Below are 26,971 nucleotides of genomic sequence, written 5' to 3' on the forward strand. Positions count from 1 at the left end.
TTACTTTTCAACCACGCCAGCTGATTCTGCTTGATGGTCGGCATGATAGCTCGAGCGCACCATGGCGCCAATGGCGGCATGCTTAAAGCCCAGATCATAGGCTTCTGATTCAAATTGTTTGAACATGGTGGGGGTCACGTAGCGCAGCACGGGCAAATGGCTGTCGGTAGGCTGTAGGTATTGGCCGACAGTGATCATTTCAACGTCGTGGGCACGCATGTCACGCATCACGGCACGAACTTCATCGTCGTCTTCACCTAGGCCAACCATGATGCCAGACTTAGTGGCGACGTTCGGGTTCATGGCTTTATAGCGTTTTAACAGGTCAAGCGAGTGCTGATAGTCAGAGCCTGGACGGGCCTGTTTATACAGACGAGGTGAGGTTTCCAAGTTGTGGTTCATCACGTCTGGTGGGGTTTCGGTCAGGATATCCAAGGCAATGTCTAGGCGGCCACGGAAGTCAGGCACCAAAATTTCAATTTGGGTATTGGGGCTGGTTTTGCGGATTTCTTTAATGCAGTCAGCAAAGTGGCCAGCGCCACCGTCGCGCAAGTCGTCGCGGTCAACGGAGGTGATCACCACATAGCGCAGCTTCAAGGCCGCCACGGTTTCGGCCAAATGGATGGGCTCCATTGGATCTAGTGGGTTAGGTCGGCCGTGACCGACGTCACAGAACGGACAGCGGCGGGTACAGATGTCGCCCATGATCATAAACGTCGCCGTGCCTTTGCTGAAACACTCGCCGATGTTCGGGCAAGTCGCCTCTTCACAGACGGTGTGCAGCTTTTGGTCGCGTAAAATACGTTTAATCTCTTGGAACTGACCACCAGAAGGCAGCTTGGCGCGAATCCATTCTGGTTTTTTCAGTTTTTCTTGCAAAGGCACGATTTTAATCGGGATGCGGGCCGTTTTGGCTGCGCCCTTGTGTTTAACGCCTTGGCTGTTGTCGTTCTGTGTGCTCATGATGATGCTTTCTGATTTAAATATTGGCAAAGATGGGCAGTTAAGCGCTCTGCAACCTCATTAAACATTGGGCACGGCGCAACATAGTCTGCGATCTGCGCCATTTCCAAGCCGCTGTAGCCGCAAGGATTAATGTAATGAAAAGGGGTGAGGTCCATGTTTAAGTTAAGGCTTAAACCGTGGTAAACCGCGCCGTTTTTAATGCGTAAACCTAATGAAGCAATTTTTTTAGCCCCAACGTAAACGCCAGGGGCTTTGTCGTCGCCACGCGCTTCAATACCGTAATCGGCGAGGGTGGCGATGATGCTGTTTTCAATTTGGTGAACCAAATCGCGTACGCTGACCTTGCGACGTTTGAAGTCGATTAAGGTGTAGACCACGATTTGGCCAGGCCCGTGAAATGTCACCTGGCCGCCACGATCCACCTGAACCACGGGAATGTCGGATGGAATCAGAATGTGTTCTGGTTTACCGGCCATGCCCTGAGTGAATACCTGTGGATGTTCCACTACCCAAAGCTCATCACTGGTCGCTTCGGTACGGGTATCGGTAAAGGTTTTCATGGCCTCAAATGTGGTGGCGTAGTCGGCTAGGCCCAGCAGCTTGACGTTCATCTTATAGAACCACTTTCACCATTTCATGGCTGGTCAAAGCAAGGTAGATGGTGTCTAGCTGCAATTGGCTGGTGGCGTTCACGGTAATGGTGGCGCTGGTGTAGTTGCCCTTGGCGCTGTCGCGTAGCACAAGGTGTTCTTCAGTCACTTCTGGCGCGTGTTCTTTCACGACGGCCAAAACGGTGCTGGCAAATTCTGGGTGAGTCGCGCCCATGATTTTAAGGGGGAAGGCGCAAGGAAACTCGAGTAGGGTGGTTTTTTCTTCTGTGCTCATGTTCAGACCATTGTTTTTTTGTGTGTACGTTATAAAGGTATAGAGTGTCGATTCTAGCACTTTGGTCTGTGGCTGACCAACACAAATCGATGCTGCAAAACACAATAGTCACGCTCAGTAGATGCCACGGGCTGCGGCTCATGGTACAATTTACCCATATTTTAACGGTTTGATAGCCCTAGCGGCACGAGTACAGCATGAGCGAAGATTTTAAAAGAAGCCCCTTAGTCCCACCTGACGGCCACAAGAAAGTGTTGCTGCATTCTTGTTGCGCGCCTTGTTCTGGCGAAGTGATGGAAGCCATGTTGGCTTCTGGCATTGATTTTTCGATTTTCTTTTACAACCCAAATATTCATCCAGAAAAAGAATATTTGTTGCGAAAAGACGAAAACATCGCGTTTGCCGAAAAGCACAACATTCCGTTTATCGATGCCGATTACGACATGGATAACTGGTTTGAGCGTGCCAAAGGCATGGAAGACGAGCCCGAGCGGGGCATTCGCTGCACCATGTGTTTTGACATGCGCTTTGAGCGTACGGCGCTTTACGCCTATGAAAACGGCTTCCCCGTGATCACTAGCTCTTTGGGGATTTCGCGCTGGAAAGACCTTAAGCAGATTAATGGTTGTGGGGTTCAGGCCGCAGCGCACTATCCAGGCATTCAGTACTGGGAATACAATTGGCGTAAGCAAGGCGGTTCCGCACGCATGATTGAAATCAGCAAGCGTGAACACTTTTATCAGCAAGAATACTGTGGTTGCGTGTATTCTCTGCGCGATTCCAATGCTCATCGCCGTAGCCAAGGCCGCCCCCCGATTAAGCTGGGCGTGCTGTATTACGGTGACGAAGATAAAGAGACCCAAGCGGCCGACGCCAAAGAATAGAGAACTATTGGTGAAACGCCCATCTTTAAGAAGATGGGCGTTTTTTATGGGCGTGATGGGTTGAGGGTGGTGGGGCGTGACCCACGCGGACCTTATTTGGGGCGAGACTCTAGCTGCGGTGGCGAGCTGGCTTCGGCCTCAGCATCATCACGCGTACGCTGATACTCGGGCGGCGCCCATAGGTGTTTCAGGCGCTGCCTGAGGCTGCCGGGGGTAAAGACATCGCGCCACATGGCGATGAACTCGTGTAGGTTCAGCACCAGCGGATTGTGGCTGTGCACTTGGCCGACGATGCCGTAATCGACTTGGGCCTCTTCTTCAACATAGGTGCCAAACCAGCGATCGAATACGATGAGGACGCCACCATAGTTTTTGTCGATGTATTCAGCGTTGCGGCCGTGGTGGGCGCGGTGGTTGCTGGGCGTGTCGAAGAGGTATTCCAATGCGGGGTGTAGCTTGCCGACGGCTTCGGTATGGATGAAAAACTGAAAGGCCAGGTTGACTGCATATAATAAGAATACGGCTACGGGGTGCACGCCCAGCAGCACCAGCGGCATGAAAAACAGCCACCAGCCGGTTAAAGGGTAGAGCATAGACTGGCGCATGGCCGTGCTCATATTCATGTGTTCACTGCTGTGGTGCACCACGTGGGCGCTCCAAAACCAGCGTACTCTGTGGCTGGTGCGGTGAAACCAGTAATAGCAGAATTCAACGCCGATGAAAATCGGCACAATAGTCCAAAAATTAATCGGGACGGTAAAGAAGCGGTGTGACCAAAACCAAAAGATGGCCGGGCCAACGAATAGGCCGTACACCAGTAGCTCGAATAGCTGGTAGCTGCCGCCAAGGGCAAAATTGGCCATGATGTCTTTGAGGTGAAACTGCTGTAGTTGTTGTCGCTGTCGCATCACCCACCATTCGCTCAAAAAAGCCAGTAAGAACAAGGGCGTCATGCCCATTAAGAAGATTTGCTTCCAATCGACGCTGTCGCCCAATGTGGCTTTTAAGGCCATCAGTTGAGCACTGAGGGTTTGCCAAGTGTCCATAAACAGGTCTCCTTTGCAATGGTTGGCGGCGGTGCGCTTGCTGCTTTGGCAAGTATTTGGGTTCAGTCTAGCATTATTTGATTGGGATGGGACAGTGGTAGGGCTTGAAAATCTTAAATAAACAAGGCTTTAGGCGTGGCGTGGGTCGTGACCCACGTGGTTTTTTATTTAGGCTTGTCTGATGGGCCGAAATGGTGGGTAGGCTGCGCTTTACCCACCCTACGCGGGCTGTGCGGTGTTGGTAGGGTGGGTCGCGACCCACGCGGTTTTTTTTTTGGCTTGTCTGATGGGCTGAAATGGTGGGTAGGCTGCGCTTTACCCATCCTACGCAGGCCGTGCGGTGTTGGTAGGGTGGGTCGTGACCCACGTGGTTTTTTATTTAGGCTTGTCTGATGGGCCGAAATGGTGGGCAGGCTGCGCTTTACCTACCCTACGCAGAAAAAAAGCACTCAATAATGAGTGCTGGTGTGGTCGGGCGCTAACCTCTATAGGTTAATGGCCTTAAAATGATGCTTAGGCTGCACAAAGGCGTCTTGCGCTGCGATCAGCTGGAGCTCGTATTCACCGCGCTGCTGCGTTTCGTACACCACGTCGTATACTGCGGCAGTGACGTGTTCCAGCGCTTCAACGGGACGCTTGCCGGCTAAAATACAGCTTAAAAATAGGCCGCTGGTTAGGTCGCCTACGCCAACGGGCTGTTTGCCAGAAAAGTTCACCAAGGGGCGGCTGATGTGCCAAGCCTGATCTTTGGTGACCAGCATGGTTTCGTAGCAGTCTTCATGAAAGGCGGCGCGGTTTAAATGCTTGATCAAAACCATGTTCGTGCCCATGGTGCATAATAGGCGGGCGGCCTCAACGGCCTCATGGACGCTGCCAATGGGGCGTAGGGTTAAGGTTTCCAGCTCCAAAAGATTGGGTGAAATGATGTCGCTGTGGGGCAACAGCTGTTGGCAGATAAATTCGGCCACGCCGGGGGCGACCACGCAGCCCTTTTCTGAATGGCCCATGACGGGGTCGCAGGCATACAGCGCATTGGGGTTTTGCGCTTTCACTTCTTTAACAATGTTTAAAATGTGTTCACCCTGATCGGCCGCACCAATATAGCCACTCAATACGGCATCACATTTGGCCAAGACGCCAATATTATTTAGGCCGGTGGCAATGTCACCTAGGTGGGCTGCGGGCATGGTGACGCCGGTCCATTTTTCAGGGTATTGGGTGTGGTTAGAAAACTGGACGGTATTCAATGGCCACACGTTCATGCCCATGCGCTGCATTGGAAAAACGGCGGCGGCGTTGCCGGCATGGCCAAACACAACGTGAGACTGGATGGAAAGAATATTTTTCATGGGCTTAAGGCTTATTGGCTATGGGTGAGGAGGGGCATTGTCGCTACTGACAACCCTGTAGTTTATAATAACCCGTTATTGCTGAGTAGTCATTTAAACCAATGTGCGTGACAATTTGCGCTTAATCAAACTTTCGATGCTTGCCTGTTGCGGCTTTGGTCGGGGTTTTGGTTGACAGGCTAGAAACGGCTATGGTGCAATGCCGATTAAATCTCAAAGGGTGACACATATGGAAATGGAAGAACGGTACTTAGTGCCTGGTTTGATGCGTGGTTTGGCAATTTTAGAGTTGTTTGGGCAAGAGCAGCAGGCATTGACCATCTCAGAGTTGGCCGAGCGACTTGGGGTCAACCGTTCTAGCGCTTTTCGTTTGGCCTACACCCTTGAATCCTGTGGTTATATTCGTAAAAGTCCAGACAGCAAACGCTATACCCTAGACGCTAAGGTTATGGGTTTGGGCTTTAAGTATTTGTCGGGCTTGGATTTGATCGAAGCGGCGCGGCCGATACTCAGCCAGCTGCGCGACGATACCTCGCTGGCTTGCCATTTGGTGATTTTGCAGGATAAAGACATTGTCTATATCGATCAATGCCAGGCGCAGGGCTCGTTTACCAGCCGCGTGCGCGTGGGCACGCGCTGGCCAGCTTATGCAACCGTGATTGGCCAGCTGCTGCTGTCGGATCAAGCGCCAGAGGACGTCGCGGCGCTCTATGCAAATGAGTCTGAATGGATCAGCTTTTCTGAGCGCACGCCGCAAGATATGGCGCAGCTGTTGACGCGTTTGGATGAAGTGCGCGGTGAACGGGCATTGGTCAGCTGGGGCCATTTTAATCACAATATGGCCACCTGTGCTTCGCCAGTGTTTCGCCGCGACGACGGTAAAATGGTGGCGGTGATTTCGGCCAGCTGTCCTTTAGGGATGTTTAGCGAAGCGGCGTTTAATGATGAGGTCAAGCCCAAGGTCATTGATGCGGCTGAGCGTTTATCGCAACAGCTGACCCGCCACAACTTCCTATAAAATAATTTCATTAAAAACCCCAGCCTACCAAGGGTATGCTGGGGTTTTTTGCGTGTGGGTGCGATCACGCTGCCGTTAAAATCGCACACTTTCTTTTTTCACTGTTGACAGGTTCAGATCATTTATTCTATTCTTTGGGTGAATGTTTTGAATATCAAATAGTGTTTTGCATATGAAACAATATTAGGAGAAGTTATGAGCTGGTTGCCCATTTGTAAACGTCAAGACATCAGTGCCGACATGCCCAAAGCCGTAAAGGTGGGTGAGGTGGAGATCGGGGTGTTTGAGGTTGATGGTCGGTATTACGGCATTGAGGACGTGTGTCCACACGCCTATGCCTTGTTGAGCGAGGGTTTTGTCGAAGGGCGTACGGTTGAGTGTCCCTTACATGAAGCCATTTTTGACATTCCAACCGGCAAGTTGGAAAGCGGTCCAGGCTGTCGCGATTTGTGTACGTATCCCATTAAGGTGGAAGGTGACAACGTTCTGGTGCAAATGAAATAAATAAAAAAAGCAGTAATATAGGAGAAACCACGGTATGAATCATAATCCCCAATTGGCCCTTTGGCTTAAGCCTACGCCCTCGAAAGAGGCGGGCATCAACAATATTCAAATGCCTGGACAGCCGCGCAACGTGGTGTGGCAAACCCGTCCTCGTGAACCCAATGCCTATGAGTTGGCGCTTTGCCAACATTTAATTGCTGGCTTTAAAGCCGATCAGGTGACGTCTGCCGACATGGCCGCGTATCTGAATCAAGTCGGTTTCCGTCACGAAAGCGGTGATGAGTGGGACAGCGCTAATTTTGAGGCCGAAATGGCCCGTTTAGGTTATTAGGGAGATAGGGCAATGAACACGGTAGATCAAGTAGAACAATATCTAGACTTAGGCTTACGCAATCTTTGGTATCCCGTTTTGGCCAGCTATGAAGTGGGCAATAATCCGGTGGGCATTACCCGCTTGGGTGAAAATATTGCGCTGTGGCGCGACGAAGCGGGCCAAGTGCACGCGATTGAAGACCGTTGCCCACATCGTGGCGCACGCCTGTCTTTGGGTTGGAACTTGGGCGATCGCATCGCCTGTTGGTATCACGGCGTTGAGGTGAACGGTGAAGGTGTGGTGGCTGACGTACCCGCGGTGGATGCCTGCCCGATGACGAACAAAAAATGCCTGCGCGCCTATCCTGTGATCGAGCGCAATGATGCGATTTTCCTATGGTTTGGCATTGATGCCGATGCGGCGCCGGATGAACTGGTGTTGCCTGAGCAGCTCAGCGATGACGCCGAATGGAGCTCGTTTTTGTGCCAGGCTGATTGGCAGGTGAATTATCGCTATGCCGTCGACAACGTGATGGACCCCATGCACGGCAGCTATTTGCATGGTGCGTCGCATTCGATGTACGCCGGTGACAAAACCGCCAATATGCGCCATCGCCCAACGGATCATGGTTTTGTCTTTGAAAAAGAAGGCCAGACCGGGGTGAACTTTGACTGGGTGGAGTGGGGCCAAAGCGGCGCGTCTTGGCTGCGTCTGTCGATTCCGTATCAAAAACAGTTTGGCCCAGGCGGCGTGTTCTGGATTGTCGGCTTTGCGACGCCCATCGATGCGCACAATACGCGCGTCTTTTTCTGGCGCTGTCGTGAAGTAAAAGGCTGGCAGCGTGATGCGTGGCGCTTCCTCTACCGTACCCATTTGGAAAAGCTGCACTGGGATGTGCTGGAGCAGGATCGGGTGATTTTGGAGCTGATGCCGCCTGATGCGCGTGAAAAAGAATTTCTGTATCAGCATGATGTGGGCCTGTCGCGCCTACGCCGGATCATGAAAAAAGAAGCCCAACAGCAGCTGGCTCAGCTGGCGGCTCTGGCCGAGCAAAAGCAAGACAACCAAGGCTATGTGGTATGAGCGGGCTCTTAGCAAACCAAAAGGTGTTGATTACTGGCGCTGCGCGCGGCTTAGGCTTTGCCTTTGCCGAGGCGGCGGCCCGCGCCGGTGCCAAAGTGGTGTTGGCCGACATTCTTTATCCAGAGGCCCAGGCGGCGGCAGAAAAACTGACGGGGGCAGGGCTAGCAGCCCACGCCGTGGCCTTGGATTTGGCCGATCCTGAAGCCATCAGCCGCTGTATGGATGAAGCCATTGTCTGGCTGGGGGGCTTGGATGGGTTGGTGAATTGCGGCGCTTTGGCTACGGGCGTCGGCGGCGTGGACATGATGGCTTACGACGTGGCGCTATGGGACAAGGTGATGAGCGTCAACGTGCGCGGTACGTGGCTCATGAGTCAGGCGGCGGTGCCGCATTTGCGTGCCAGCGGCAGCGGCAAAATCGTCAACATCGCGTCGGATACGGCGCTGTGGGGCGCGCCTAAGCTAATGGCCTATGTGGCCAGTAAGGGCGCCATCATTTCGATGACGCGCTCTATGGCACGAGAGCTTGGGCCGGACAATATTTGCGTCAACACCATTTGTCCCGGCCTGGTGTTGGTGGAGGCGACCGAATATGTGCCGCAGGAGCGTCATGATCTTTATGTGAATGGTCGCGCCATCAATCGTCAGCAAATGCCGGAAGACGTGACTGGATCGGTGCTGTATTTGCTGTCGTCGCTGTCGTCGTTTGTGACGGGCCAAACCCTGCCGGTGAACGGTGGCTTTGTATTTAACTAAATAATAATAAAGAACGCAGAGGATGAATCCATGAACATAGTAGGCATAGAGGCGCTGAGCTTTGGCGTCACCGACACCCAAGAGGCCGCCCGTTTTTTAAATGATTTTGGACTGCGCGAAGGCCGCAGCGATGTGGCGGGGGCGGCGCTGTATGTAACCCAAGACCAAAGCCGCCTATACGTATACGACGCTCAAGATGCCTCGTTGCCGGCGGCGATTGAAGAAGGTTCAACCTTGCGTGAGGTGGTGTGGGGCGTAGCCGATTCGGCCAGCCTGAGCGAGTTGGCCTTACGTTTGGCCGATCAGCCGGGCTTTACCCAAGGCACCGATTTTGTGCAATGCCTAGACCCCAATGGTTTGAGCATTCGCTTTGTGCCCAGCCAGGTGCAGCCCGTGACCTTACCCGTCAGCGGCATCAATCAATACGGCGACATTCAGCGCGTCAACGAAGCCAGCCCAGTGTACGAGCAGGCAGAGCCAGTGCGCGTCGGCCATGTGGTGTTTTTTACGCCGGACTTGGCCACGGTACAGGCATTTTACATCGACAAATTAGGCTTTCATTTGTCTGACGCCTACAACGATCGTGGCGCCTTCTTGCGCTGTAAGGCTGAGGGCCATCATCACGATTTATTCTTACTTAAGCTGCCCAATAAGCCGGTTGGCTTAAATCATGTGGCTTTTGTGGTGCGCGACATTCACGAAGTCATTGGCGGCGGCATCGCCATGAACCGTAAAAAATGGTCAACCTTCATTGGGCCAGGCCGTCACCCCATTTCTTCGGCCTATTTTTGGTATGTCAATAGCCCCTTTGGCGGCGCCTTTGAGTATTACACCAACGATGATTATTTAACCGAGGCGTGGACGCCACGGTTTTACGATTATCAAGTGTCTTTATTCACCGAATGGGCGATTGAGGGCGGCATCGACGACGACACCCGCAGACAGCTGAAGTAGTCCCTTCCTAGGAGTTTTTTTCATGAGTCGTATCATCATTATTGGCGCAGGCCAGGCCGCCGCATGGGCGGCGCATACCCTCAGAGCCGAAGGATACAGCGGCGCTTTAGCGGTGGTGTCTAACGAAGAGGCGGTTTTTTATGAGCGCCCACCCTTATCCAAGCAGGTGCTGGCCGGTGAGATGGCGGCAGCGGGCCTACAGTTGTTTGACGACGCGGCCATCGCGGCCATGGCCATCGACTGGCATAAGCCAAATACGGTGACGGCCATCGATCGCGCGGCGCAAAGCGTGACCTTGGCCAGCGGCGAACGTTTGGCCTATGACCAGCTGCTGTTGGCCACGGGCAGTCGTGCGCGTTGGCCGGTACCGGCTTGGGCGCAGATGCCCAATGTATTTTCGGTGCGCACGATCGCCGACGCCGAGCGCTTGGGGGCGGCCTTGCAGCCAGGCAAGCGCATGGCGGTGATTGGCGGAGGTTGGATCGGTTTAGAGGTGGCGGCCACGGCGCGCCAAAAAGGCTTGGCGGTCACGGTGTTTGAACACGGCAGCCGCCTGTGTAAACGCAGCGTCAGCGCGGAGGTGTCTGAATTTTTACAGGCGCTGCATGAGGCCTCAGGTACAGAGATCGTACTCAATAGCGGTGGTCTGGCCTTACAGCCAACGGATTTAGGCACGGTACAGATTATGGGCGGCGCGGCGCAGCTGTTGGAGGCCGATGTCGTGGTGGTGGGCGCTGGCGCCGAAATTGCGACCGAGCTGGCTGAGGCTGCGGGCTTAACGGTGCGCGATGGCGTGGTGGTGGATCAGGCGGGTCGAACGTCTGACCCCAAGATTTTTGCCGCGGGCGACGTGGCGATTCACCCCGAGCTGGGTTTTTGCATCCAGTCGTGGGCGAATGCGCAAAATCAAGCCATTTGCGCCGCCAAGAATATGCTGGGCCAAGCCTGCGATTACGCCGAGATTCCTTGGCTGTGGTCGGACCAGCTGGGCTGCAATATTCAAATTTTAGGCAATCCCGGCGCCGAAGGTTTACAGCTGGTGGTGCGCGACAGCGGTGAGCACAAGAAAACCTTCATCTACGTCGATGCCGAGCAGCGTTTACAGGCGATGGTGGCGGTGAATGAATCACGTTTGATTAAGCTGGGTAAACGCTGGATGCAGGCGGGCATGGTGTTGCCGCTGGCGCAGCTGGCCGATCCTGATTTCAACCCTATGAGTTTAAAACCATAAGTGGGCGCTAGACCCTAACCAGAACCATCAATAATCAATCATCGTAAAGATGGAGAATAGAGGAAACATCATGCAAACAGAGCAAGACGTAAAGGCCGGCATGCGGCAATGGATGGTGGCCGTGGTGCTGATGGTGTGCGTCACCTTGGCCTTCTTTGACAAAATCAGTATTTCGGTGCTGTTTGCCGATCCGCATTTTCAAGACGTAATGGGCATTGCCCATACCGATAAATCCAAGCTGGGCTGGTTGATGACCAGTTTCCTATTGGCCTATGGCTTTTCATCGGTGTTTTTAAGCTTTATTGGTGATTTATTTAACCCTAAGTATTTGCTTATGGTGACGGTGGCCTCTTGGGGCGTGTTGATGGGCATGATGGGCTTTGCCAACAGCTACGAAGAAATGCTGTTTTACCGAGTGCTGTTGGGCTTGGCAGAAGGGCCGCTGTTTGCCCTGGCCTACACCATCGTCAAACAAACGTTTGGCGCCGGTCAGCAGGCACGGGCATCGACCATGTTTCTCTTGGGTACGCCGATTGGCGCCGCGCTAGGGTTTCCGATTACTGCCTATGTATTGCAAAGTCATGATTGGCAGACCACGTTTTACGTATTGGCCGCGCTGACGCTGTTGGTGCTGGTGGTGATTTACTTTGGTTTAAAGGGCACCAAGCTGGCCAAGCAATCGTCTTTGGTTCAGGGCGCGACGCGGCCAAGCTTTAAGGATCACGCCCGCAACAGCAAGATTTTGTTGTCGAGTGCCGCATTTTGGGGCGTGTGCTTGTTTAACGTGGCCTTGCTGACCTATTTGTGGGGCCTGAACAGCTGGCTGCCGAGCTATTTAATGGAAGCCAAGCATTTTGATTTAAAAGCGTTTGGCCAACTGTCTTCGCTGCCGTTTATTGCCATGCTGGTGGGCGAAGTGTTTGGGGCTTTTTTATCCGATCGTCAGCCGCTACGCCGCACCAGACAGGTGATGTTGGGTTTGTTCTTTGCTGGCGCCGGCCTGTGGCTGATGGTGTACGTAGACAGTGCGATGGCGGTGATTGGCCTGATGGCGTTCAGCGCATTTTCTTGGGGCATGAGTGCCTGTGCCGTGTTTGCTTTGCTGTCACGGGTGTCGGCGGCCAATGTGGCGGCCACCGCCGGTGGGATTTTCAATGGCTTGGGCAACTTTGCCAGTGCGGCGGCGCCTGTGTTGATTGGCTATATGGTGACCATGAGCGGTCACTTTGATTACGGCATCATTTTCTTGGCCGCAGTGGCGTTGGTGGGATCGTTCATCCTGCTGCCGTGGCTACGTAAATATTAAGCGTGTCGTTTGATGTGCGCCGTGGGGCGGCAGGCTGCCTGATCCGCCCGCAGCGATTAACTTTGAAGGAGAAATAAGATGTCTCAAACCATAGAAACTTGGCAACAGCCAGCCGATAAAACCTTGGCTCAGTGGGTAGAATCTCGCGTTGCGCGCTTGGAAACCCGAACCTACGATTTTGATGCCCTGAAATTTCAGGCCGATTTTGATCCGAAATACAAACGCGCGCAAATGCGCTATATGGGCACAGGTGCAGCAGGCGTGACCAGCGACACCAACGTGGTGCCAGCGGAGAACTTCACCTTTTCAACCATGCTGTTGCCGGCACAGTGTGAAGGCCCGCTACACGTTCACCGTGACGTCGAGGAAGTTTTTTTCATGCTGCGTGGCTCCATTGATCTATTTATTGAGCATAATGGAGAAACCTATACAACTCGTTTGAACGAGCGTGATTTGATCTCGATTCCACCGAATGTTTACCGCGGCTTGTATAACCACACGCAAGAGGATGCCTTGATGTGCGTGATGTTGGGCACGGCCAAACCCACCATTCCGACCTATCCGGATGACCATCCCTTATCCAAAATCAAGCGTTAAGGACGACGATGAACGCTTTAGTTGAAGAGTTAAGCCATTATCCGCTGCGCACCGTTTCGGTGGCGGGGCGGGTACAGGCCTATCGCGAGGCGGGGCAAGGCCCAGCGCTGGTGTTGCTGCATGGCATCAGCTCTGGATCGGGCGCTTGGGTGAATCAATTGGCCGCCCTAAGCCCTTATTTTCGGGTGATCGCCTGGGATGCGCCTGGTTATGGCTCGAGTGAATGCTTGGCGAATCCTGAGCCTAGGGCGCTGGATTATGCGCAAGCCCTGCATGCCTTTTTACAGGTATTGGGGGTGAACCAACCGCTGTTATTGGGCCATTCTTTAGGCGCCATGATGGTCAGCGCTTACGCGCAAGCATTTCCTCAAAACTATGCGGGTTTAATATTGGCCAATCCCGCTCAAGGCTATGGCGCTGCCGATGCCAAAATGCAAGCACAGGTGGCTCAGCAGCGGCCACAGCTCTTACGGACTTTAGGCCACGCAGGCATGGCCACAGAACGGGCGCCGTATTTATTGGCGCCACAGGCCGAGGCCAGCAAGGTGGCCTTGGTGGCGTACAGCATGTTACAGCTACAGCAACAAGGGTTTGAACAAGCGTCACAGGTATTGGCCCATGATGATATTTGGCAGGCTTTACCCGCAGTGACGGGGGCAAACATCGGGGTGATTTATGGTCTTGAGGATGGCATTACCCCGCCCGCAGGCGTGGATGCCTTGATCCAGCGGTTGGACCCAAACGTTGTGGCCTATCCGCTAGAAGCGGCAGGACACGCCAGCTACATTGATGAGCCAGCAGCGTTTAATCAAGCGGTGTTGGCCTATGCGCAGCTCATTAACAGAATAAAAGAGGAATCATAAAACGATGGGTTTCCAAATTGAAAATAGAGTAGCCGTGGTGACCGGTGGGTCATCAGGCATAGGGTTGGCGACGGTGCGCCTGTTGATTGAGGCCGGCGCTAAAGTGGCTTGGTGTGGTCGAGACGCTGAGCGTTTGGCCGAATCTTTGGCCAGCATCCAGGCTGAGTTTCCTGATGCAGCCTGCTTTACTCGCAGCTGCGACGTGTTGAATCGTGCCGACGTGGACGCGTTTGCGGCGGCAGTCGTGGCCCATTTTGGGCAGGTGGATTTTTTAATCAACAATGCTGGTCAAGGCCATGTGGCGCACTTTGCCGACACGGAAGACGAAGACTGGCTGAATGAAACCAAGCTCAAGCTGTTTAGCGTCATCAATCCAGTGAAGGCGTTTTTGCCTGCCTTAGAGCGCTCAGACGTGGCGTCGATCACCAACGTGAATTCGCTGCTGTCGTTACAGCCAGAGCCACACATGATCGCGACTTCGTCTGCGCGGGCGGCCTTGCTGAATCTGACTCATTCATTGGCGCATGAGTTTTGCGCCAAGGGCATTCGGGTGAACTCTATTTTGTTGGGCATGGTGGAATCCAACCAATGGCAGCGACGCTACGAGCGGCGCAGCGACAGCAGCGTCAGCTGGGAGGCCTGGATTGGTGAGGTGGCGGCCAAGCGTGGCATTCCGATGGGACGTTTAGGCAAACCAGAAGAGCCGGCTCGAGCCTTAGTGTTTTTGGCTTCACCGTTGGCGTCTTACACCAGTGGTGCGGCTTTGGACGTATCGGGTGGCTTTAATAAACACCTTTAAGAGAAGGCGTGGCGATGAAAAAATTAATGATGATTGGTTTTGGTGCCATGGGCCAAACGGTGTTGGCGCATCTGCCTGAAGGCTTGAGCTTGGCTTGGGTGGTGGTGCCAGAGCGCAGCATCGCCAAAGTCAGCGCTTTGGTGGGCGCCGACGTGGCGGTGATGGCCGACGTGGCCGAGTGTGCTGAGCAGCCGGATTTGGTGATTGAAGTCGCGGGTCAAGCTGGCGTGCGGGCACATGCGGCGGCGGTGCTGCGCCGTGGTTGGAACATGGCCTTGATTTCGGTGGGGGCTTTGGCCGACGCCGAGCTGGCCCAAAGCTTAGCGACCGCAGCGACAGAAGGCGGCGGCACCTTGACCGTTTTGGCCGGTGCCGTAGCCGGCATGGACGGCTTGGCGGCAGCCAAAGAGGGCGGCCTTGATCGCGTGGTGTATCAGGGGTGTAAAAGCCCCAGTAGTTGGCAAGGGTCGCATGCGGAAACGCTGATTGATTTGGCCAACGTGACGGAAAAAACGGTGTTTTTCACAGGCAGCGCCCGCGAAGCGGCGACGCTGTTTCCGGCCAACGCCAACGTGGCGGCAACCATTGCCTTGGCGGGTCTGGGCATGGATGAAACCCAGGTTGAGCTCACCGTCGACCCAGACAGCCACAAAAATCAGCACCGGATTGAGGCTTCAGGCCGCTTTGGCCAGATGAGCATTGAGCTGGCGGGCGTGCCCCTGCCCAGCAACCCTAAAACCTCGACCCTGGCCGCGCTGAGCGTGGTGCGGGCGTGTCGATTATGCCTCAGTGGCATCAAAGTATAAGGAGGCCATGATGGCGACCCCATTACCCCTATTTTTAGCCGGACGCTGGCAGCAAGGCCGCGGCGGCGTCAGCGACAGCCTGTTTCCTGCCGATGGCAGCCTTAACGCCACCGTCAGCACGGCCAGCGCTGAGGACGTGCATGAGGCGATCGCCTTGGCCGAACAGGCTTGGCGCGACTGGCGCGGCAGTTTGCCGCATGAGCGGGCGGCGATTTTACACCGCGTTGCTGACTTGATTGACGCGCGGGTGGATTCGCTGTCTAAGCTGCAAACCCGCGACAACGGTAAGCCTTTAGCCGAAACCCGCGGCTTGGTATTGAGTGCGGCGGCGACGGCGCGTTATGTGGCCGCGGCTTGTGAAACCCTCAGCGATGAGCTAACGCCGCAGCGGGCTCACGACTTTATGACCATGAGCGTGCATGAGCCGGTGGGGATTGTGGGCTGCATCACGCCTTGGAATTCGCCCATTGCCAGCGAAATGCAAAAGCTGGCGCCGGCCTTGGCGGGCGGTAATGCCGTGCTGTTAAAGCCGGCCGATGCCACGCCGCTGTTGGCGTTAGAGTTGGCGAAGCTGTTTGAAGAAGCGGGCCTGCCTAAGGGCTTACTCAGCGTTTTACCTGGCCGAGGCTCGGTGGTGGGTGAGGCGATTATTCAGCACCCCTTAGTGCGTAAGCTGTCCTTTACCGGCGGCACCAGCACGGGGCGTCACTTGGCGCACGTGGCAGCAGAAAAATTGATCACCACGTCTTTAGAGCTGGGCGGTAAATCGCCGGTGGTGGTGTTGCCCGATGCTGATTTAGATTTGGCGGCTCAGGGCATCGTGTACGGTATTTTTAGCTCGTCAGGCCAGGCCTGTATTGCCGGCTCTCGTTTATTCATTCATACGTCTATTTATGAGACTCTGCTGGCTAAAATCATTGCCCTCACGACCAAGCTTAGGGTGGGGCATCCAGAAGCCGCCGACACCCAGATGGGGCCGCTCATCAGCGAAGCGCATTTAAAAACCGTAGACGATTACGTGCAGCTGGCCAAAAGCGAAGGCGGCCACATTGCCTGTGGCGGCAAGCGTTTACTGGAAGGGGATTTGGCCCAAGGCAGCTATTATGCGCCCACCATCATCACCGGTTTGGCCAACAGTGCCCGCGTGTGTCAGGAAGAGATTTTTGGGCCGGTTTTGGTGGTGCTGCCTTATACCGATGAGGCCGAGCTGCTGGCGCAGGCCAACGACAATGTATTTGGCCTAGCCGCCGGTATCTGGACGGAAAACTATCGTGACGCGTGGCGCTTGGCCAGATGCCTTGAAGCGGGCACGATTTGGATCAATACCTATAAGAAATTTTCCATCAGCACGCCGTTTGGTGGCTTTAAGGAAAGCGGCATTGGTCGGGAAAAAGGCCGCGCCGGCATTTTGTCCTATATGCAGCAAAAAAGCATTTATTTGGGGTTGAGCAGCGTGCCCAACCCTTGGTGTGACTAAATCATACCGCGTCAACAAAGAGAACATAAAGGACTGCAACCATGTCAGAAAAAATCAATGTAGGTGAAGCAATCGTACGCGTTTTGGAAGCGCACGGTGTCGACAGCATGTATGGCGTGATTTCCATCCATAATTTACCCATTGCCGACGCCGTGGGCAGACGCAAGCAGATGCACTTTGTGTGCGCACGCGGTGAGGCAGGTGCCGTCACCATGTCGGACGCCCACGCGCGTTTTAAAGGCTTAGGCGTGTCGCTGACCAGTACCGGCGCTGGCGCCGGCAACGCCATTGGTTCGCTGATTGAGGCCACCAATGCGGCCAGCCCCTTATTGCACTTGACCGGTCAGGTCGAGCGTGAATACCTAGACCGCGACGCCAGCTTCATTCATGAAGCCAAAGATCAGCTGACGTTCTTAAAGGCCAGCAGCAAAGCGGCCTATCGCATCAACAGCCCAGAGCAGGCGGTTGGCATTATCCGCGAGGCGATTCGAGTGGCCACGACCGTGCCGATGGGGCCGGTGAGCGTGGAAATCCCCATCGACGTACAGGCCAGCTTGATTGAGCTGCCGCACGATTTAGGGCCTGTCGGCGCCTTGCAGCTGCCGGCGGCAAACGCTGGCGATGTGGCTGATTTGGCTGCGGCGCTGAAGGCGGCGAAGCGGCCAATGGTGTGGATTGGTGGCGGCTGCCTCAATGCCGCGGCCGAAGTGCAGGCCTTGGCCGATTTAGGCGTGCCTGTCGTATCGTCCACCCATGCGCGCGGCGTCTTGTCGGATGAGCATCCGCGTAGCTTGGGTGCGTTTCATAACGCCGCCGCGGTTGAAAAACTGCTGGCCGAAAGCGATCTGGCCATCGTTGTGGGCTCGCGTTTACGCAGCAATGAAACCAAAACGTATAGTGTGGTGTTTCCTGAAAACCTATACCAAATTGACGCCCACCCCGGCGCTCAGCAGCGCAATTATCGGGTGAAGCGGTTTATCTGTGCCGATGCCAAGACGATTTTGGGCCAGCTAGTGGCCGCATTGGCTGGCCACAGCAAAGTAGACAGTGCTTATGATGAGGCCATTGGCGCCGCTAAAGCAGTGGCGGTGGCGGCGCTACGCAAGCAAATCGACAACTATGCCCTTATTTGCGATGCCCTGCGTGAAGCCCTGCCGCGCGACGGCATCTTGGTGCGCGACATCACCATGTCTGGCAGTACCTGGGGCAGCAGGCTGTTCCCAGCCTATGGGCCAAACGGCAACATTCATTCTTTGGCGGGCGCAATTGGTCTGGGCTTAGCCACTGGTATTGGCGCGGCGATCGCTAATCGTGACAAAAAAGTGGTGACGCTGGTGGGCGATGGCGGTTTGGCTTTGGGCGTTGGGGAGATCGCGACCATGGTGCAAGAACAAACCAATATGGTGTTGATGGTGATGAACGACGGTGGTTATGGCGTCATGCGCGGCATTCAAAACAATTACTTTGAAGGGCGCCAATACTACAATGAGTTACACACCCCTAACTTTAAGGCCCTTGGTGAGGCGATGGGGGTCAAGAGCTGGCGCGTGGATTCGGTGGCCAGCTATGCAGCGGCGATTAAGGAGGCCGTCGCCCATCAAGGCCCCAGCCTGATTGAGGTGATGATGGATGGCGTTGGGCCGCTGAATTTTGCTGGGCCACCGCAGAAGAAGCTGTATTAACGTGTGAACGGGTTATACCCTTGCTGTATGTTACCCACGCTTTGGCGTGGGTTTTTTTTGTTTGGGCGTCGGCCAATTTGATCAAGGCGTCAAGGCAGGATATTTAGCTTATTATCGGATAATTGAATTTTTATATCACGATATTATTTTTGCATTTTCTGAACTTTTTGAAAATTGATTGAATATATTGTTATTTTTAAATTCTTGATAGATAATGAAGACGTAATGTTGGCAGGTTGTTGTGCCCTATGCAAACCCTGATGGCGCAACCGGCTCAGCCCCGTTTTTGTTTATTAGGTTTTATTTAAAATAGGATATCAAATCCTATCGGGTGCTGGGTTCTTGAATAAAAAACGTTTAAACCACTACCTAAGGCTCCGCTATGAACATTACCCGTCGCGATTTCTTGAATGGCGTGGCATTGACCATCGCCGCAGGGTTAACCCCTATTCAGCAGCTGTTACAAGCTTCTTCTTTGGCCACCGCCACCTTGGAATCTGGTCAAGACTATTATCCGCCAGCCTTAATGGGCATGCGCGGCAACCATCCTGGCTCGTTTGAGCCGGCTCATGCCTTGGCCCGCGCTGGCGTGCGCTTTGACACCACTGGCCCGATCGAAGAAACCTATGATTTGGTGGTGGTCGGCGCTGGCATCAGCGGCCTTGCTGCAGCGTTCTTTTATCGCCAGCAGTTTGGGCCCGACAAAAAAGTGTTGATTCTCGACAACCATGATGACTTTGGCGGCCACGCCAAGCGCAATGAATTCAGCACCGATGAGGGCATGGTGTTGGGCTATGGCGGCAGCGAATCCCTACAGTCGCCGCGCTCGATCTACAGCCCCATTGCCACTAAGCTCATTGAAGATTTGGGCATTGATTTGACCCGTTTAGAAAGTCATTTTGACGTGAATTTTTATCCCGATCTGGGCTTGAGTAAGGGGGTGTTCTTTGACAAGGCCCACTTCGGGGTTAATAAAATCGTGTCTGGCGATCCTGGCCACGGCGTGGCCGACGACATCCCCATCAATCGGCTCAATGGCCGCAGCTACCGTGAGTTTATCTCCGATTTTCCGCTGCCCAAGCAGGATAGAGAAGATTTGATTAAGCTGCACGAAGAGACGGTAGACTATTTGGCGGGCATGAGCACCGAAGAGAAAGTCGACTATCTGGATCGTCACAGCTATACCCAGTTTTTACGCGACAAAGTGAAACTTTCTAAACGCGCCATTCTGTATTTTCAACAGCAAACCAGTGACTTCCAAGGTGTAGGCATAGACGCCACGGCATGTTCAGACGCACGGCTGTGCGCCTTGCCTGGCTTTGAAGCCATGAACCTGCCTCCTTTAGATGAAGAATCCCAGGCCGAGTTGGATGATCTTTACATCCATCACTTTCCAGACGGTAACGCCACCATTGCGCGCCTTTTGGTGCGTCGGCTGATTCCTGCCGTGGCCCCAGGCGACACGATGGAAGACGTGGTGTTGGCTAAATTTGACTACAGCAAGCTGGATCAGCCTAAGTCACCCACGCGGCTGCGCCTGAACGCAACCGTGGTGCGCGCCGATAATGCGTCTGACAACACCGTGGTGCTGGCCTATGCGCGGGGCGATAAAGTGCATCGCGTCAAAGCTAAATACGCCATTATGGCAGGCTACAATATGATGATTCCGTCCATCGTGCCCACTATGCCGCAGGTGCAGCAAGATGCGCTACACCAAAACGTGAAGGCACCGCTGGTGTATTCCAAAGTGGTGATTAAAAACTGGCAGGCCTTTAAGAAGCTAGGCGTGCACAGCGTGTATTCGCCCACGGCGCCTTATAGCTTAGTCAAACTAGACTATCCCGTGTCTATGGGGGGCTACGAGCATTCTAAATCGCCCGATCAGCCTATGTGTTTGCACATGGTGTATGTGCCGATCATGGCGGGCAGCGGTTTGCCTGCGCGAGAACAGTCGCGTATGGGCCGCGCCAATTTGCTGGCCACCTCGTTTGAAGAGCATGAACAAATGATTCGTGATCAATTGCAGGCCATGTTGGGCGAAGAAGGGTTTAACCACGAAACCGACATTTTGGGCATCACCGTGAACCGCTGGTCGCACGGTTATTCTTATACCGTGAACACGTTGTTTGACGATGAGGACGAAGCCGAGAAAATTATTGAAACGGCGCGCCAGCCGTTTGGCAATATTCACATTGCTAACTCGGACGCCAATTGGGGCCCGTATGCCCATGAGGCGATGGATGCGGCTCACCGTGCGATTGCTGAGGTGGCCGAGAAGCTGGTGTTGACGCAAGGAGGTGTGGCATGAATAAGCGCATATTAACCTTGATGCTGGCCTTGAGCGCTGGCTTGGGGCTGAGCGTCAACGCTTGGGCCAATACCGACGCCGATAAAGCGCCTAGCCGCGGTGAATATTTGGCCCGTGCGGGCGACTGTATTGCCTGCCATACAGCCAAAGACGGTGAGCCGTTTGCGGGTGGCCTGGCCATGAGTTCACCCGTTGGCGTGATTTACTCAACCAACATCACGCCTGACCCCACCCACGGCATTGGTCAATATAGCCTAGCCGATTTTGATCGAGCCGTGCGCCACGGTCAGGCTAAGGCCGGCCATCATTTGTATCCCGCCATGCCGTTTACCGCCTATGCTAAGGTCACCGACGATGACCTGAAGGCTTTATACGACTACTTTATGAACGAGGTTCAGCCGGTGGCCAAGGCCAATCAGCCCACAGCGATTGAGGCCCCGATGAATCAGCGCTGGCCGTTGGCCATTTGGGGCAAGCTGTTCCACGACAGCAGCGTCTTTAAGCCTGATCCAGCCGCCAGCGACGAGGTCAACCGTGGCGCTTATCTGGTGCAAGGCTTAGGCCACTGCGGCACCTGCCATACGCCGCGCAACGTAGCCATGCAGGAAAAGGGCTTAACGGGTAAGGACACTCAGTATTTAGCGGGTGCCTATTTAGATGGCTGGTGGGCACCGAGCCTGCGTGGCATGGATTTTGATCAGGCCGATTTGGTGCGTTTGCTGCAGGACGGACACGCCCGTAAAACCTCGTTTTCTGGCCCAATGGCGGAAGTGGTGAGCGAAAGCCTACAGTATTTAAACACCGACGACGTCAACAGCATGGTGGCGTATTTAAACAGCCTCTCGTCTGAGCCTGTGAAGGCTAATAAGCCTGCTACTTTGCCTGAGGCGGTGAAGCGCCAAGGCCAGGGCACATATATGATGTATTGCAGCAGCTGCCACGGCGTCAACGGCAAAGGATTTGACTATGTGGTGCCGGAGTTGGCCAATAATGGGCGCATGAACGTGACCTTAACCAATGCGGTGCAGGTGATTTTACACGGCGCCAAAACGCCGATCACCAGCGGGCAGACGGCCTATCACATGCCTGGCTATGGCAAGCTGTTAAGCGATGAAGAGGTGGCGTCTGTGGCCAACTACATCGGCACGTCTTGGGGCAATGCCGCACCGGTGATTGAGGCCAGCGAAGTGGCTAAAATCCGTACTGGGCCGAAGCCCATTAGCGCCATGGCCGTAGTGGGCGGGATTGCTGCGGCTGGCATTGTTGGCCTACTGCTGTTGGTGTGGGTGCTGCGTAAGTTCTTTGGGCGTAAAAAACGCCGTTGATTGATGGTGTGATTACCAAGGCCAGCGTTTGCTGGCCTTTTTTGTGGGCGTTCGAGATAAGGCTAAGGCCTTAAAATGGTGCGAAAGGTGAGGTTGATGCGGCCCGCATCGATGCGGCGGCTCTTCAGTAGGCTGTGGCGCCAATGGTGCTGGGTGTCGCCGCGCATCACGATGAGTTGACCGCTGGCCAGAGGCAGGCGCCGCTCGTCCTGCGTGCGTTTGTGGCGTAAGGCAAACACCCGTTCGGCACCAAGGCTGAGTGAGGCAATACTGGGTTGATCGCCCAGCTCGGCTTCGTCGTCGCTGTGCCAGCCCATACCGTCCTGTCCATCCCAATAGTGGTTGAGCAGGCAGGCGTTAAAGCGCTCGCCCACATGAGATTCCACCCGTGCTTTGAGTTCAAGCAAGTAGGGCGTCCATGGCTGCGGTGTTTTGTTGCTGCCGCTGTAGCGATAGTGGGCGCCGGCATCGGAGTACCAAGCAACCCGTCGGCGGGTGGTGATGGTGCGGCCAAACATCTGGAGCTGATCCGGCCGCCAGTCGATGTGCCGAAGCAGTTCGGCATAGGCCTGCTGTGCTTCGGTTAGGTTCAAGACTAAGCCGTGATTGTGTAAGCAACCATCGTAGGGCAGCAGGTTCTCGAGGCCGTCGCTGGGGGCGAAAAGGTCTAGCGTCATCGTAAAGAAGGGCTGGTTTAATGAAGGATAACCAGAGTATAATCTTGATTGTGTAACTTAATCAAGATGGGTGTTGATATGGACCAACCACAGCATGGCGGTAAACGACAGGGCGCAGGCCGTAAGCCCAAATTCGGCAGTGGGCGCGCCACGGTGGTGAAGCGGGTGCCGCAAGATTTGGTGGCCGCGGTGGATGCCTTGATCGCCGCACCACGGCCGCAGCGCTTGCCGGCTGACGCACGGTTGATCACGCCTGCTGCCAATGAGGCTTTAATCCCTATGGCCTTGAATAAGGTACCGGCAGGTTTTCCGTCACCGGCCGAGCCGTATATTGCGGATTATTTAGACTTTAACCAGTATTTAATCAGCAACCCAACCGCTACTTTCGCCGTGCGCGCAGGCGGCGTGTCGATGCTGGACGCCGGCATTGATGTGAATGATTTATTGGTCATTGATCGCGCCAAGACGCCTAAGCATAAAGACATTGTGATGGCGGATATGGGCAGTGAATTCACCATTAAGCGGCTACATCAAGGGCCTGATCTGATCGAGCTGCACGCTGAAAATGAAGCCGAGGATTATCCCGTATTTCGTCCCGGCCCCGAAGACGTATGGCACATTGTCGGCGTGGTGACGTTTGTGATTAAAGACGTTCGGCACGGCAAACGCTGATGTATGCCCTAGTCGATGGCAATAGTTTTTATGCCTCCTGCGAGCGTGTGTTTCGGCCTGATTTAAAACATCGGCCGGTGGTGGTGCTGTCGAATAACGATGGCTGCGTGGTGGCGCGTAGTGCCGAGGCCAAGGCCTTAGGCGTGCAGATGGCGGTGCCGTATTTTAAAGTGGCTCATTGGGTGCGTTCTGGTCAGCTAACGGTGTTTTCCAGTAATTATGAGCTGTATGCCGACATGTCGCGGCGGATGATGGCGGCGATTGAATCGCTGGTGCCCAGCATTGAGGTATACAGCATAGATGAATGCTTCGCCGACGTGAGCGGCCTGAGCGATCTGCGTGCTCAGGGCGTGGCCATTCGGCAGCGGGTGGCGCAGTGGCTGGGGCTGCCCAGCTGCGTGGGCATTGCGCCGACTAAAACCTTGGCCAAGTTTTGCAACCATTTGGCCAAAAAGCACGGGGCTTATTTCGAAGGCGTGGTGGTGTGGTCAGACTGGTCGGCTGCGGTGCAGGCGCGCGCCTTAAAGAGCGAACCGATAACGGCCATTTGGGGCATTGGTCGGCGCCTCGGCGCGCAGTTGTCGGCAGAAGGCATCAACAGTGCTTGGGACTTACAGCAGGCCAATACGGCTACTTTACGCCAACGCTATGGCGTAGTGGTGGAGCGGGTTCAGCGCGAGCTACAGGGCGTGGCGTGTGAGGGGATGGTGACAGATGAAGCGCGCCAGCAGATTTTGCGTAGCCGCAGCTTTGCTCACGACTTAATCGAGCTGCCACCGCTACAGGCCGCCATTAGCCACCACATCAGTGAGGCCGCCGAGTTATTGCGGGCGCAAGGCAGCCAGGCCCAGCTGCTGCATGTGTTTTTGTCCAGTAATCGTTATGCCGAGGCGCGGCATCAGGCTTATGAAAGCATGGCTTTGGTGCAGCCCAGTGCCGACACCATGGTGCTGCATCAACATGCACAAACCCTATTGAAGCGTGCCTATTGTCAGGGGCGGCGGTATAAGAAATGTGGTGTGGCCTTGGCTGGTTTTAGCTCCGCTCAGGCCGGAATTCAGGGCGATTTATGGACGGACGCTGGCGACCAAAAAAGCACGGCAGTGATGGGCGTATTGGATCAGCTGCGACAAAGCTATGGCAAGACCAGCATACGCCTCGGCAGTGAGCTGCTAAGCGATGATTGGTTCATGCAGCAGGCTCATTTAAGTCCTTGTTTTACGACCCGTTTCGAGGATTTGCTGGTGTGTTCTTGAGTAGGCCATTTGGCGATGATGGCCACGCTGGGCGGTTCAGCCCGATAGCCTTATCTCTGACGGCCTTGCTCAGCCTGTTTAAATAACTCAGGCACAGTCTGGTCGTCAATTTTCAATAAAACAATTTTAGGGTCAGTATCTTGCAGCTTAATGGCGATGGGTTTTTTGCCATCTTTATATAAGGAGATCGGGCCATCTTCGACTAGATCCACGGCCTCAATCTGTGTGGGCTGCCCCGTTTTGGTGCTGACGATTTGGTGGGTGTGTACGGTGAACATCTGGGTTTGTTGATTAAAATCCCAAGTGAAATATTGGCTGCTGCCTTCTTCTTGTTTGGTTTTTCGATCTTGGATGCGGGTGACAAACAGGCCTTTTTGATTCGGCAATAAAATCTGGATCAGGGTGAATGCATAAGGCTCCTCGTCGTCCTCAAGCGCAGTGATCCCCCAAGCGCCATAAAGGTCTGAGGTTTTAAACTGATTGACTAAATAGCTGGCCTCAACGGGTGAGTTGAGGAGGCTGGCCGGTGGGGCTGCGAGGGCGGGGGCGGCTAAGATGAGGCCACAAAGAAGGGTGAGGGCCTGGTGTTTGACGTTCATGATGGGTCGGTCTTTTTTAGGGTTTAAGCGGGGGCACAGAGCGGCCGTATGGGGTAAATCATATTATATTTTGGCGGGTGGTTAAACTATGGTTTGTTGTATCGTTACCTATGCTCTTTCCTACGTCTACACTGTAGGCCCTTAAGCGTAGGGTGGGTCGTGACCCACGCGGGTTTTAAATGTAGGCAGGGGGATACGCTAAAAATGGTGGGCACGCTGCGCTTTGCCCACCCTACGGATGGCTAAAAAACCACGGCGTAGCGAGTATTTCCTCAGCTCACCTGTTCAAGACACCGCTTTCACCCCTGGCCGCCTCAGTCTCACTTCTCTCTCTACAACAGCTTGGCCGCTTTCAACTCATTTTTCAAATAAGCATAATAAATGGGCGCCGCAATCACGCCTGGCAGGCCAAACAAAGCCTCCATCACCACCATGGCAATTAACAGCTCCCAGGTGCGCGCGTGAATGCGTGAGCCAATGATTTTAGCGTTGAGAAAGTATTCCAGCTTGTGGATCACCATTAAGAACAGCAGCGACACAATCCCTAACTCAACCGAGTGGGTCATGCTGATGATGACGATGAGGGTGTTGGTGATCAAATTGCCAATAATGGGCAAGAGGCCAAAGAAAAAGGTCAGCACCACCAAGGTTTTGGTCAGCGGTAGGTGATAGCCGGTTAGGGCTAAAATGCCGTCCAGATAGAGCCAGGTTAAGAGGGCGTTAATGGCCGAAATTTTGATTTGGGAAAAAATAATTTCGTGAAACGCATCCGCAAGCTTGTGCAGGCGCGAACGCAATACCCGCGGTAAGAGGCCTAGTCTGGTTGGTTGGGTTAGGCTGTAGAGGGCCACCAGGGCGCCGATGACCATGCCAAATAAAATATGCAGCAGGCTGCGGCCAGCCCGCCCGCCAAAGAGTTGCAGCTGATCACCGTGTTCTTTTAAATAGTCTAAAACAGACGCCTGCCATTCTTGCGCCGTTTGCGGCAGCAGGTTGCTGAGCCAGATCGGCAGATAGCCATGAATCACGCCGGCCACTTCGGCTGTTTTTTGCATCACCGAAGGAATGGCGTTGTGTTCACCATAAAAAATGGAGGCAATGCCCGCGCCTATGCCGACGATGGCGGCGACGATGAGCATGGCCAGAATCGACACCGAAGCAAAGCGCGCGCCAGGGCGACCGAGTTTGGCCACGATAGAGCGCGTGGCGATTAATACCACTAATTCATACACCAAGAGGCCGGCAAAGAGGGCGGACAAAAGGTGGAATTTTAAAATGCCAAACAGTGCCAGCGCAGCCAATAGGTAGCTGGCGAGAATGAGCTTGCGTGCTTCGATGAAAGAGGCGTTTGGGTCAGGCATGATTAAGGCATCCGTAAACATAAAGAATCGTCTTTCGCCGTAGCGGGACACGATGCTGAATCGACAGTAAACGCCACGATGGCGGCCGTTGAGGCTGCTTTAGGGGCTGATGGCGTCGATGATGATCCATCATATCACGAGCTTGCGCCACGCATGACGGCTGTCGATCAGGAGTGATAAATAAATACTGACATAAGTTATAAAATACTTCATAATGACCGCGGTCAATTTATGACCACAGTCATTATGGAGCGA

General features: G+C 54.3%; 27 protein-coding genes. 19 read left to right on the top strand and 8 right to left on the bottom strand.

Translation table 11 applies throughout. The features are described from left to right. The 3 genes from lipA to AB8Q18_04800 are packed head-to-tail and all read right to left on the bottom strand — an operon-like array spanning position 1 to position 1,851. Positions 1-963 carry a lipoyl synthase gene (gene lipA, locus AB8Q18_04790; protein ID XDZ52371.1) on the bottom strand — a complete coding sequence of 321 codons (963 nt, stop codon included), beginning with the start codon at positions 961-963 and terminating at the stop codon, positions 1-3. Then, the gene (gene lipB, locus AB8Q18_04795; protein XDZ52372.1) at positions 960-1,577 is read right to left on the bottom strand and encodes a lipoyl(octanoyl) transferase LipB; all 618 of its coding nucleotides are present in this window, start codon (positions 1,575-1,577) and stop codon (positions 960-962) included. Before lipB ends, lipA begins: the two co-directional genes overlap by 4 nt. Position 1,578: 1 nt before the next feature. After that, positions 1,579-1,851, bottom strand: a complete 273-nt coding sequence (locus AB8Q18_04800; GenBank protein ID XDZ52373.1) for a YbeD family protein — start codon at positions 1,849-1,851, stop codon at positions 1,579-1,581. A 197-nt stretch (positions 1,852-2,048) separates the two neighbouring features. Between AB8Q18_04800 and AB8Q18_04805 the strand changes: the two genes are divergently transcribed. Beyond that, positions 2,049-2,735: an epoxyqueuosine reductase QueH gene (locus AB8Q18_04805; protein XDZ52374.1), complete on the top strand. Its 687-nt coding sequence runs from the start codon at positions 2,049-2,051 to the stop codon at positions 2,733-2,735. Positions 2,736-2,827: 92 nt separating this feature from the next. Here the strand turns inward: AB8Q18_04805 and AB8Q18_04810 are convergent, their stop codons facing one another. Both AB8Q18_04810 and pdxY read right to left on the bottom strand, forming a co-directional pair. Next, positions 2,828-3,781 carry a sterol desaturase family protein gene (locus AB8Q18_04810; protein ID XDZ52375.1) on the bottom strand — a complete coding sequence of 318 codons (954 nt, stop codon included), beginning with the start codon at positions 3,779-3,781 and terminating at the stop codon, positions 2,828-2,830. A gap of 485 nt (positions 3,782-4,266) precedes the next feature. Next, positions 4,267-5,130, bottom strand: a complete 864-nt coding sequence (gene pdxY, locus AB8Q18_04815) for a pyridoxal kinase PdxY (GenBank protein XDZ52376.1) — start codon at positions 5,128-5,130, stop codon at positions 4,267-4,269. Between the two features lie 229 nt (positions 5,131-5,359). On the opposite strand from pdxY, the gene AB8Q18_04820 reads away from it, so the two are divergent. The 16 genes from AB8Q18_04820 to AB8Q18_04895 all read left to right on the top strand — a co-directional run bounded on the left by AB8Q18_04820 (position 5,360) and on the right by AB8Q18_04895 (position 22,151). Continuing rightward, the gene (locus AB8Q18_04820) at positions 5,360-6,148 is read left to right on the top strand and encodes an IclR family transcriptional regulator (protein ID XDZ52377.1); all 789 of its coding nucleotides are present in this window, start codon (positions 5,360-5,362) and stop codon (positions 6,146-6,148) included. Between the two features lie 195 nt (positions 6,149-6,343). Further along, complete coding sequence (locus AB8Q18_04825) at positions 6,344-6,652, top strand: non-heme iron oxygenase ferredoxin subunit (GenBank protein ID XDZ52378.1); 309 nt, start codon at positions 6,344-6,346, stop codon at positions 6,650-6,652. 34 nt (positions 6,653-6,686) lie between these two features. After that, entirely contained in the window at positions 6,687-6,983 is a 297-nt protein-coding gene (locus AB8Q18_04830) for a recombinase-like helix-turn-helix domain-containing protein (GenBank protein XDZ52379.1), read from the top strand. Positions 6,984-6,995: 12 nt separating this feature from the next. Continuing rightward, positions 6,996-8,048: a Rieske 2Fe-2S domain-containing protein gene (locus AB8Q18_04835; GenBank protein ID XDZ52380.1), complete on the top strand. Its 1,053-nt coding sequence runs from the start codon at positions 6,996-6,998 to the stop codon at positions 8,046-8,048. Then, positions 8,045-8,803, top strand: a complete 759-nt coding sequence (locus tag AB8Q18_04840; GenBank protein ID XDZ52381.1) for an SDR family oxidoreductase — start codon at positions 8,045-8,047, stop codon at positions 8,801-8,803. Before AB8Q18_04835 ends, AB8Q18_04840 begins: the two co-directional genes overlap by 4 nt. Positions 8,804-8,833: 30 nt before the next feature. After that, complete coding sequence (locus AB8Q18_04845) at positions 8,834-9,757, top strand: VOC family protein (protein XDZ52382.1); 924 nt, start codon at positions 8,834-8,836, stop codon at positions 9,755-9,757. Positions 9,758-9,779: 22 nt separating this feature from the next. Next, positions 9,780-10,988 (top strand): NAD(P)/FAD-dependent oxidoreductase, encoded by a 1,209-nt coding sequence (locus AB8Q18_04850; protein ID XDZ52383.1) that lies wholly within the window; start codon positions 9,780-9,782, stop codon positions 10,986-10,988. Between the two features lie 70 nt (positions 10,989-11,058). Next, complete coding sequence (locus AB8Q18_04855) at positions 11,059-12,294, top strand: MFS transporter (GenBank protein ID XDZ52384.1); 1,236 nt, start codon at positions 11,059-11,061, stop codon at positions 12,292-12,294. A 78-nt stretch (positions 12,295-12,372) separates the two neighbouring features. Then, a complete protein-coding gene (locus AB8Q18_04860; protein XDZ52385.1) occupies positions 12,373-12,891 on the top strand; it encodes a cupin domain-containing protein in 519 nt (172 codons plus the stop codon). Between the two features lie 8 nt (positions 12,892-12,899). Continuing rightward, positions 12,900-13,754 carry an alpha/beta fold hydrolase gene (locus AB8Q18_04865; GenBank protein XDZ52386.1) on the top strand — a complete coding sequence of 285 codons (855 nt, stop codon included), beginning with the start codon at positions 12,900-12,902 and terminating at the stop codon, positions 13,752-13,754. Positions 13,755-13,758: 4 nt separating this feature from the next. After that, positions 13,759-14,553, top strand: coding sequence for an SDR family oxidoreductase (locus AB8Q18_04870; protein ID XDZ52387.1), 795 nt, complete (start codon positions 13,759-13,761; stop codon positions 14,551-14,553). A gap of 14 nt (positions 14,554-14,567) precedes the next feature. Next, the gene (locus AB8Q18_04875; GenBank protein ID XDZ52388.1) at positions 14,568-15,359 is read left to right on the top strand and encodes an aspartate dehydrogenase; all 792 of its coding nucleotides are present in this window, start codon (positions 14,568-14,570) and stop codon (positions 15,357-15,359) included. A gap of 7 nt (positions 15,360-15,366) precedes the next feature. Next, on the top strand, positions 15,367-16,836 hold the full coding sequence (locus tag AB8Q18_04880; GenBank protein XDZ52389.1) for an aldehyde dehydrogenase: 1,470 nt from the start codon (positions 15,367-15,369) through the stop codon (positions 16,834-16,836). A 41-nt stretch (positions 16,837-16,877) separates the two neighbouring features. Then, a complete protein-coding gene (locus AB8Q18_04885) occupies positions 16,878-18,518 on the top strand; it encodes a thiamine pyrophosphate-binding protein (GenBank protein ID XDZ52390.1) in 1,641 nt (546 codons plus the stop codon). 382 nt (positions 18,519-18,900) lie between these two features. Further along, positions 18,901-20,826 (top strand): NAD(P)-binding protein, encoded by a 1,926-nt coding sequence (locus tag AB8Q18_04890; GenBank protein XDZ52391.1) that lies wholly within the window; start codon positions 18,901-18,903, stop codon positions 20,824-20,826. After that, on the top strand, positions 20,823-22,151 hold the full coding sequence (locus AB8Q18_04895; protein XDZ52392.1) for a c-type cytochrome: 1,329 nt from the start codon (positions 20,823-20,825) through the stop codon (positions 22,149-22,151). The genes AB8Q18_04890 and AB8Q18_04895 overlap by 4 nt, the downstream gene beginning before the upstream one ends. 62 nt (positions 22,152-22,213) lie before the next feature. Here AB8Q18_04895 and AB8Q18_04900 read toward each other — a convergent pair whose 3' ends face one another. After that, complete coding sequence (locus AB8Q18_04900; protein ID XDZ52393.1) at positions 22,214-22,828, bottom strand: alpha-ketoglutarate-dependent dioxygenase AlkB; 615 nt, start codon at positions 22,826-22,828, stop codon at positions 22,214-22,216. 78 nt (positions 22,829-22,906) lie between these two features. Between AB8Q18_04900 and AB8Q18_04905 the strand changes: the two genes are divergently transcribed. Together AB8Q18_04905 and AB8Q18_04910 are read left to right on the top strand one after the other, a co-directional pair. Then, positions 22,907-23,500 (top strand): LexA family protein, encoded by a 594-nt coding sequence (locus tag AB8Q18_04905; GenBank protein ID XDZ52394.1) that lies wholly within the window; start codon positions 22,907-22,909, stop codon positions 23,498-23,500. Then, a complete protein-coding gene (locus AB8Q18_04910; protein XDZ52395.1) occupies positions 23,500-24,756 on the top strand; it encodes a Y-family DNA polymerase in 1,257 nt (418 codons plus the stop codon). Before AB8Q18_04905 ends, AB8Q18_04910 begins: the two co-directional genes overlap by 1 nt. A gap of 50 nt (positions 24,757-24,806) precedes the next feature. On the opposite strand, the gene AB8Q18_04915 is transcribed toward AB8Q18_04910, so the two are convergent. Both AB8Q18_04915 and AB8Q18_04920 read right to left on the bottom strand, forming a co-directional pair. After that, positions 24,807-25,355: a hypothetical protein gene (locus tag AB8Q18_04915; protein XDZ52396.1), complete on the bottom strand. Its 549-nt coding sequence runs from the start codon at positions 25,353-25,355 to the stop codon at positions 24,807-24,809. A gap of 332 nt (positions 25,356-25,687) precedes the next feature. After that, complete coding sequence (locus AB8Q18_04920; GenBank protein ID XDZ52397.1) at positions 25,688-26,737, bottom strand: AI-2E family transporter; 1,050 nt, start codon at positions 26,735-26,737, stop codon at positions 25,688-25,690. Positions 26,738-26,971 lie beyond the last annotated feature (234 nt).

The sequence above is a fragment of the Neisseriaceae bacterium CLB008 genome (assembly GCA_041228285.1).
Classification (GTDB): domain Bacteria; phylum Pseudomonadota; class Gammaproteobacteria; order Burkholderiales; family Neisseriaceae; genus JAGNPU01.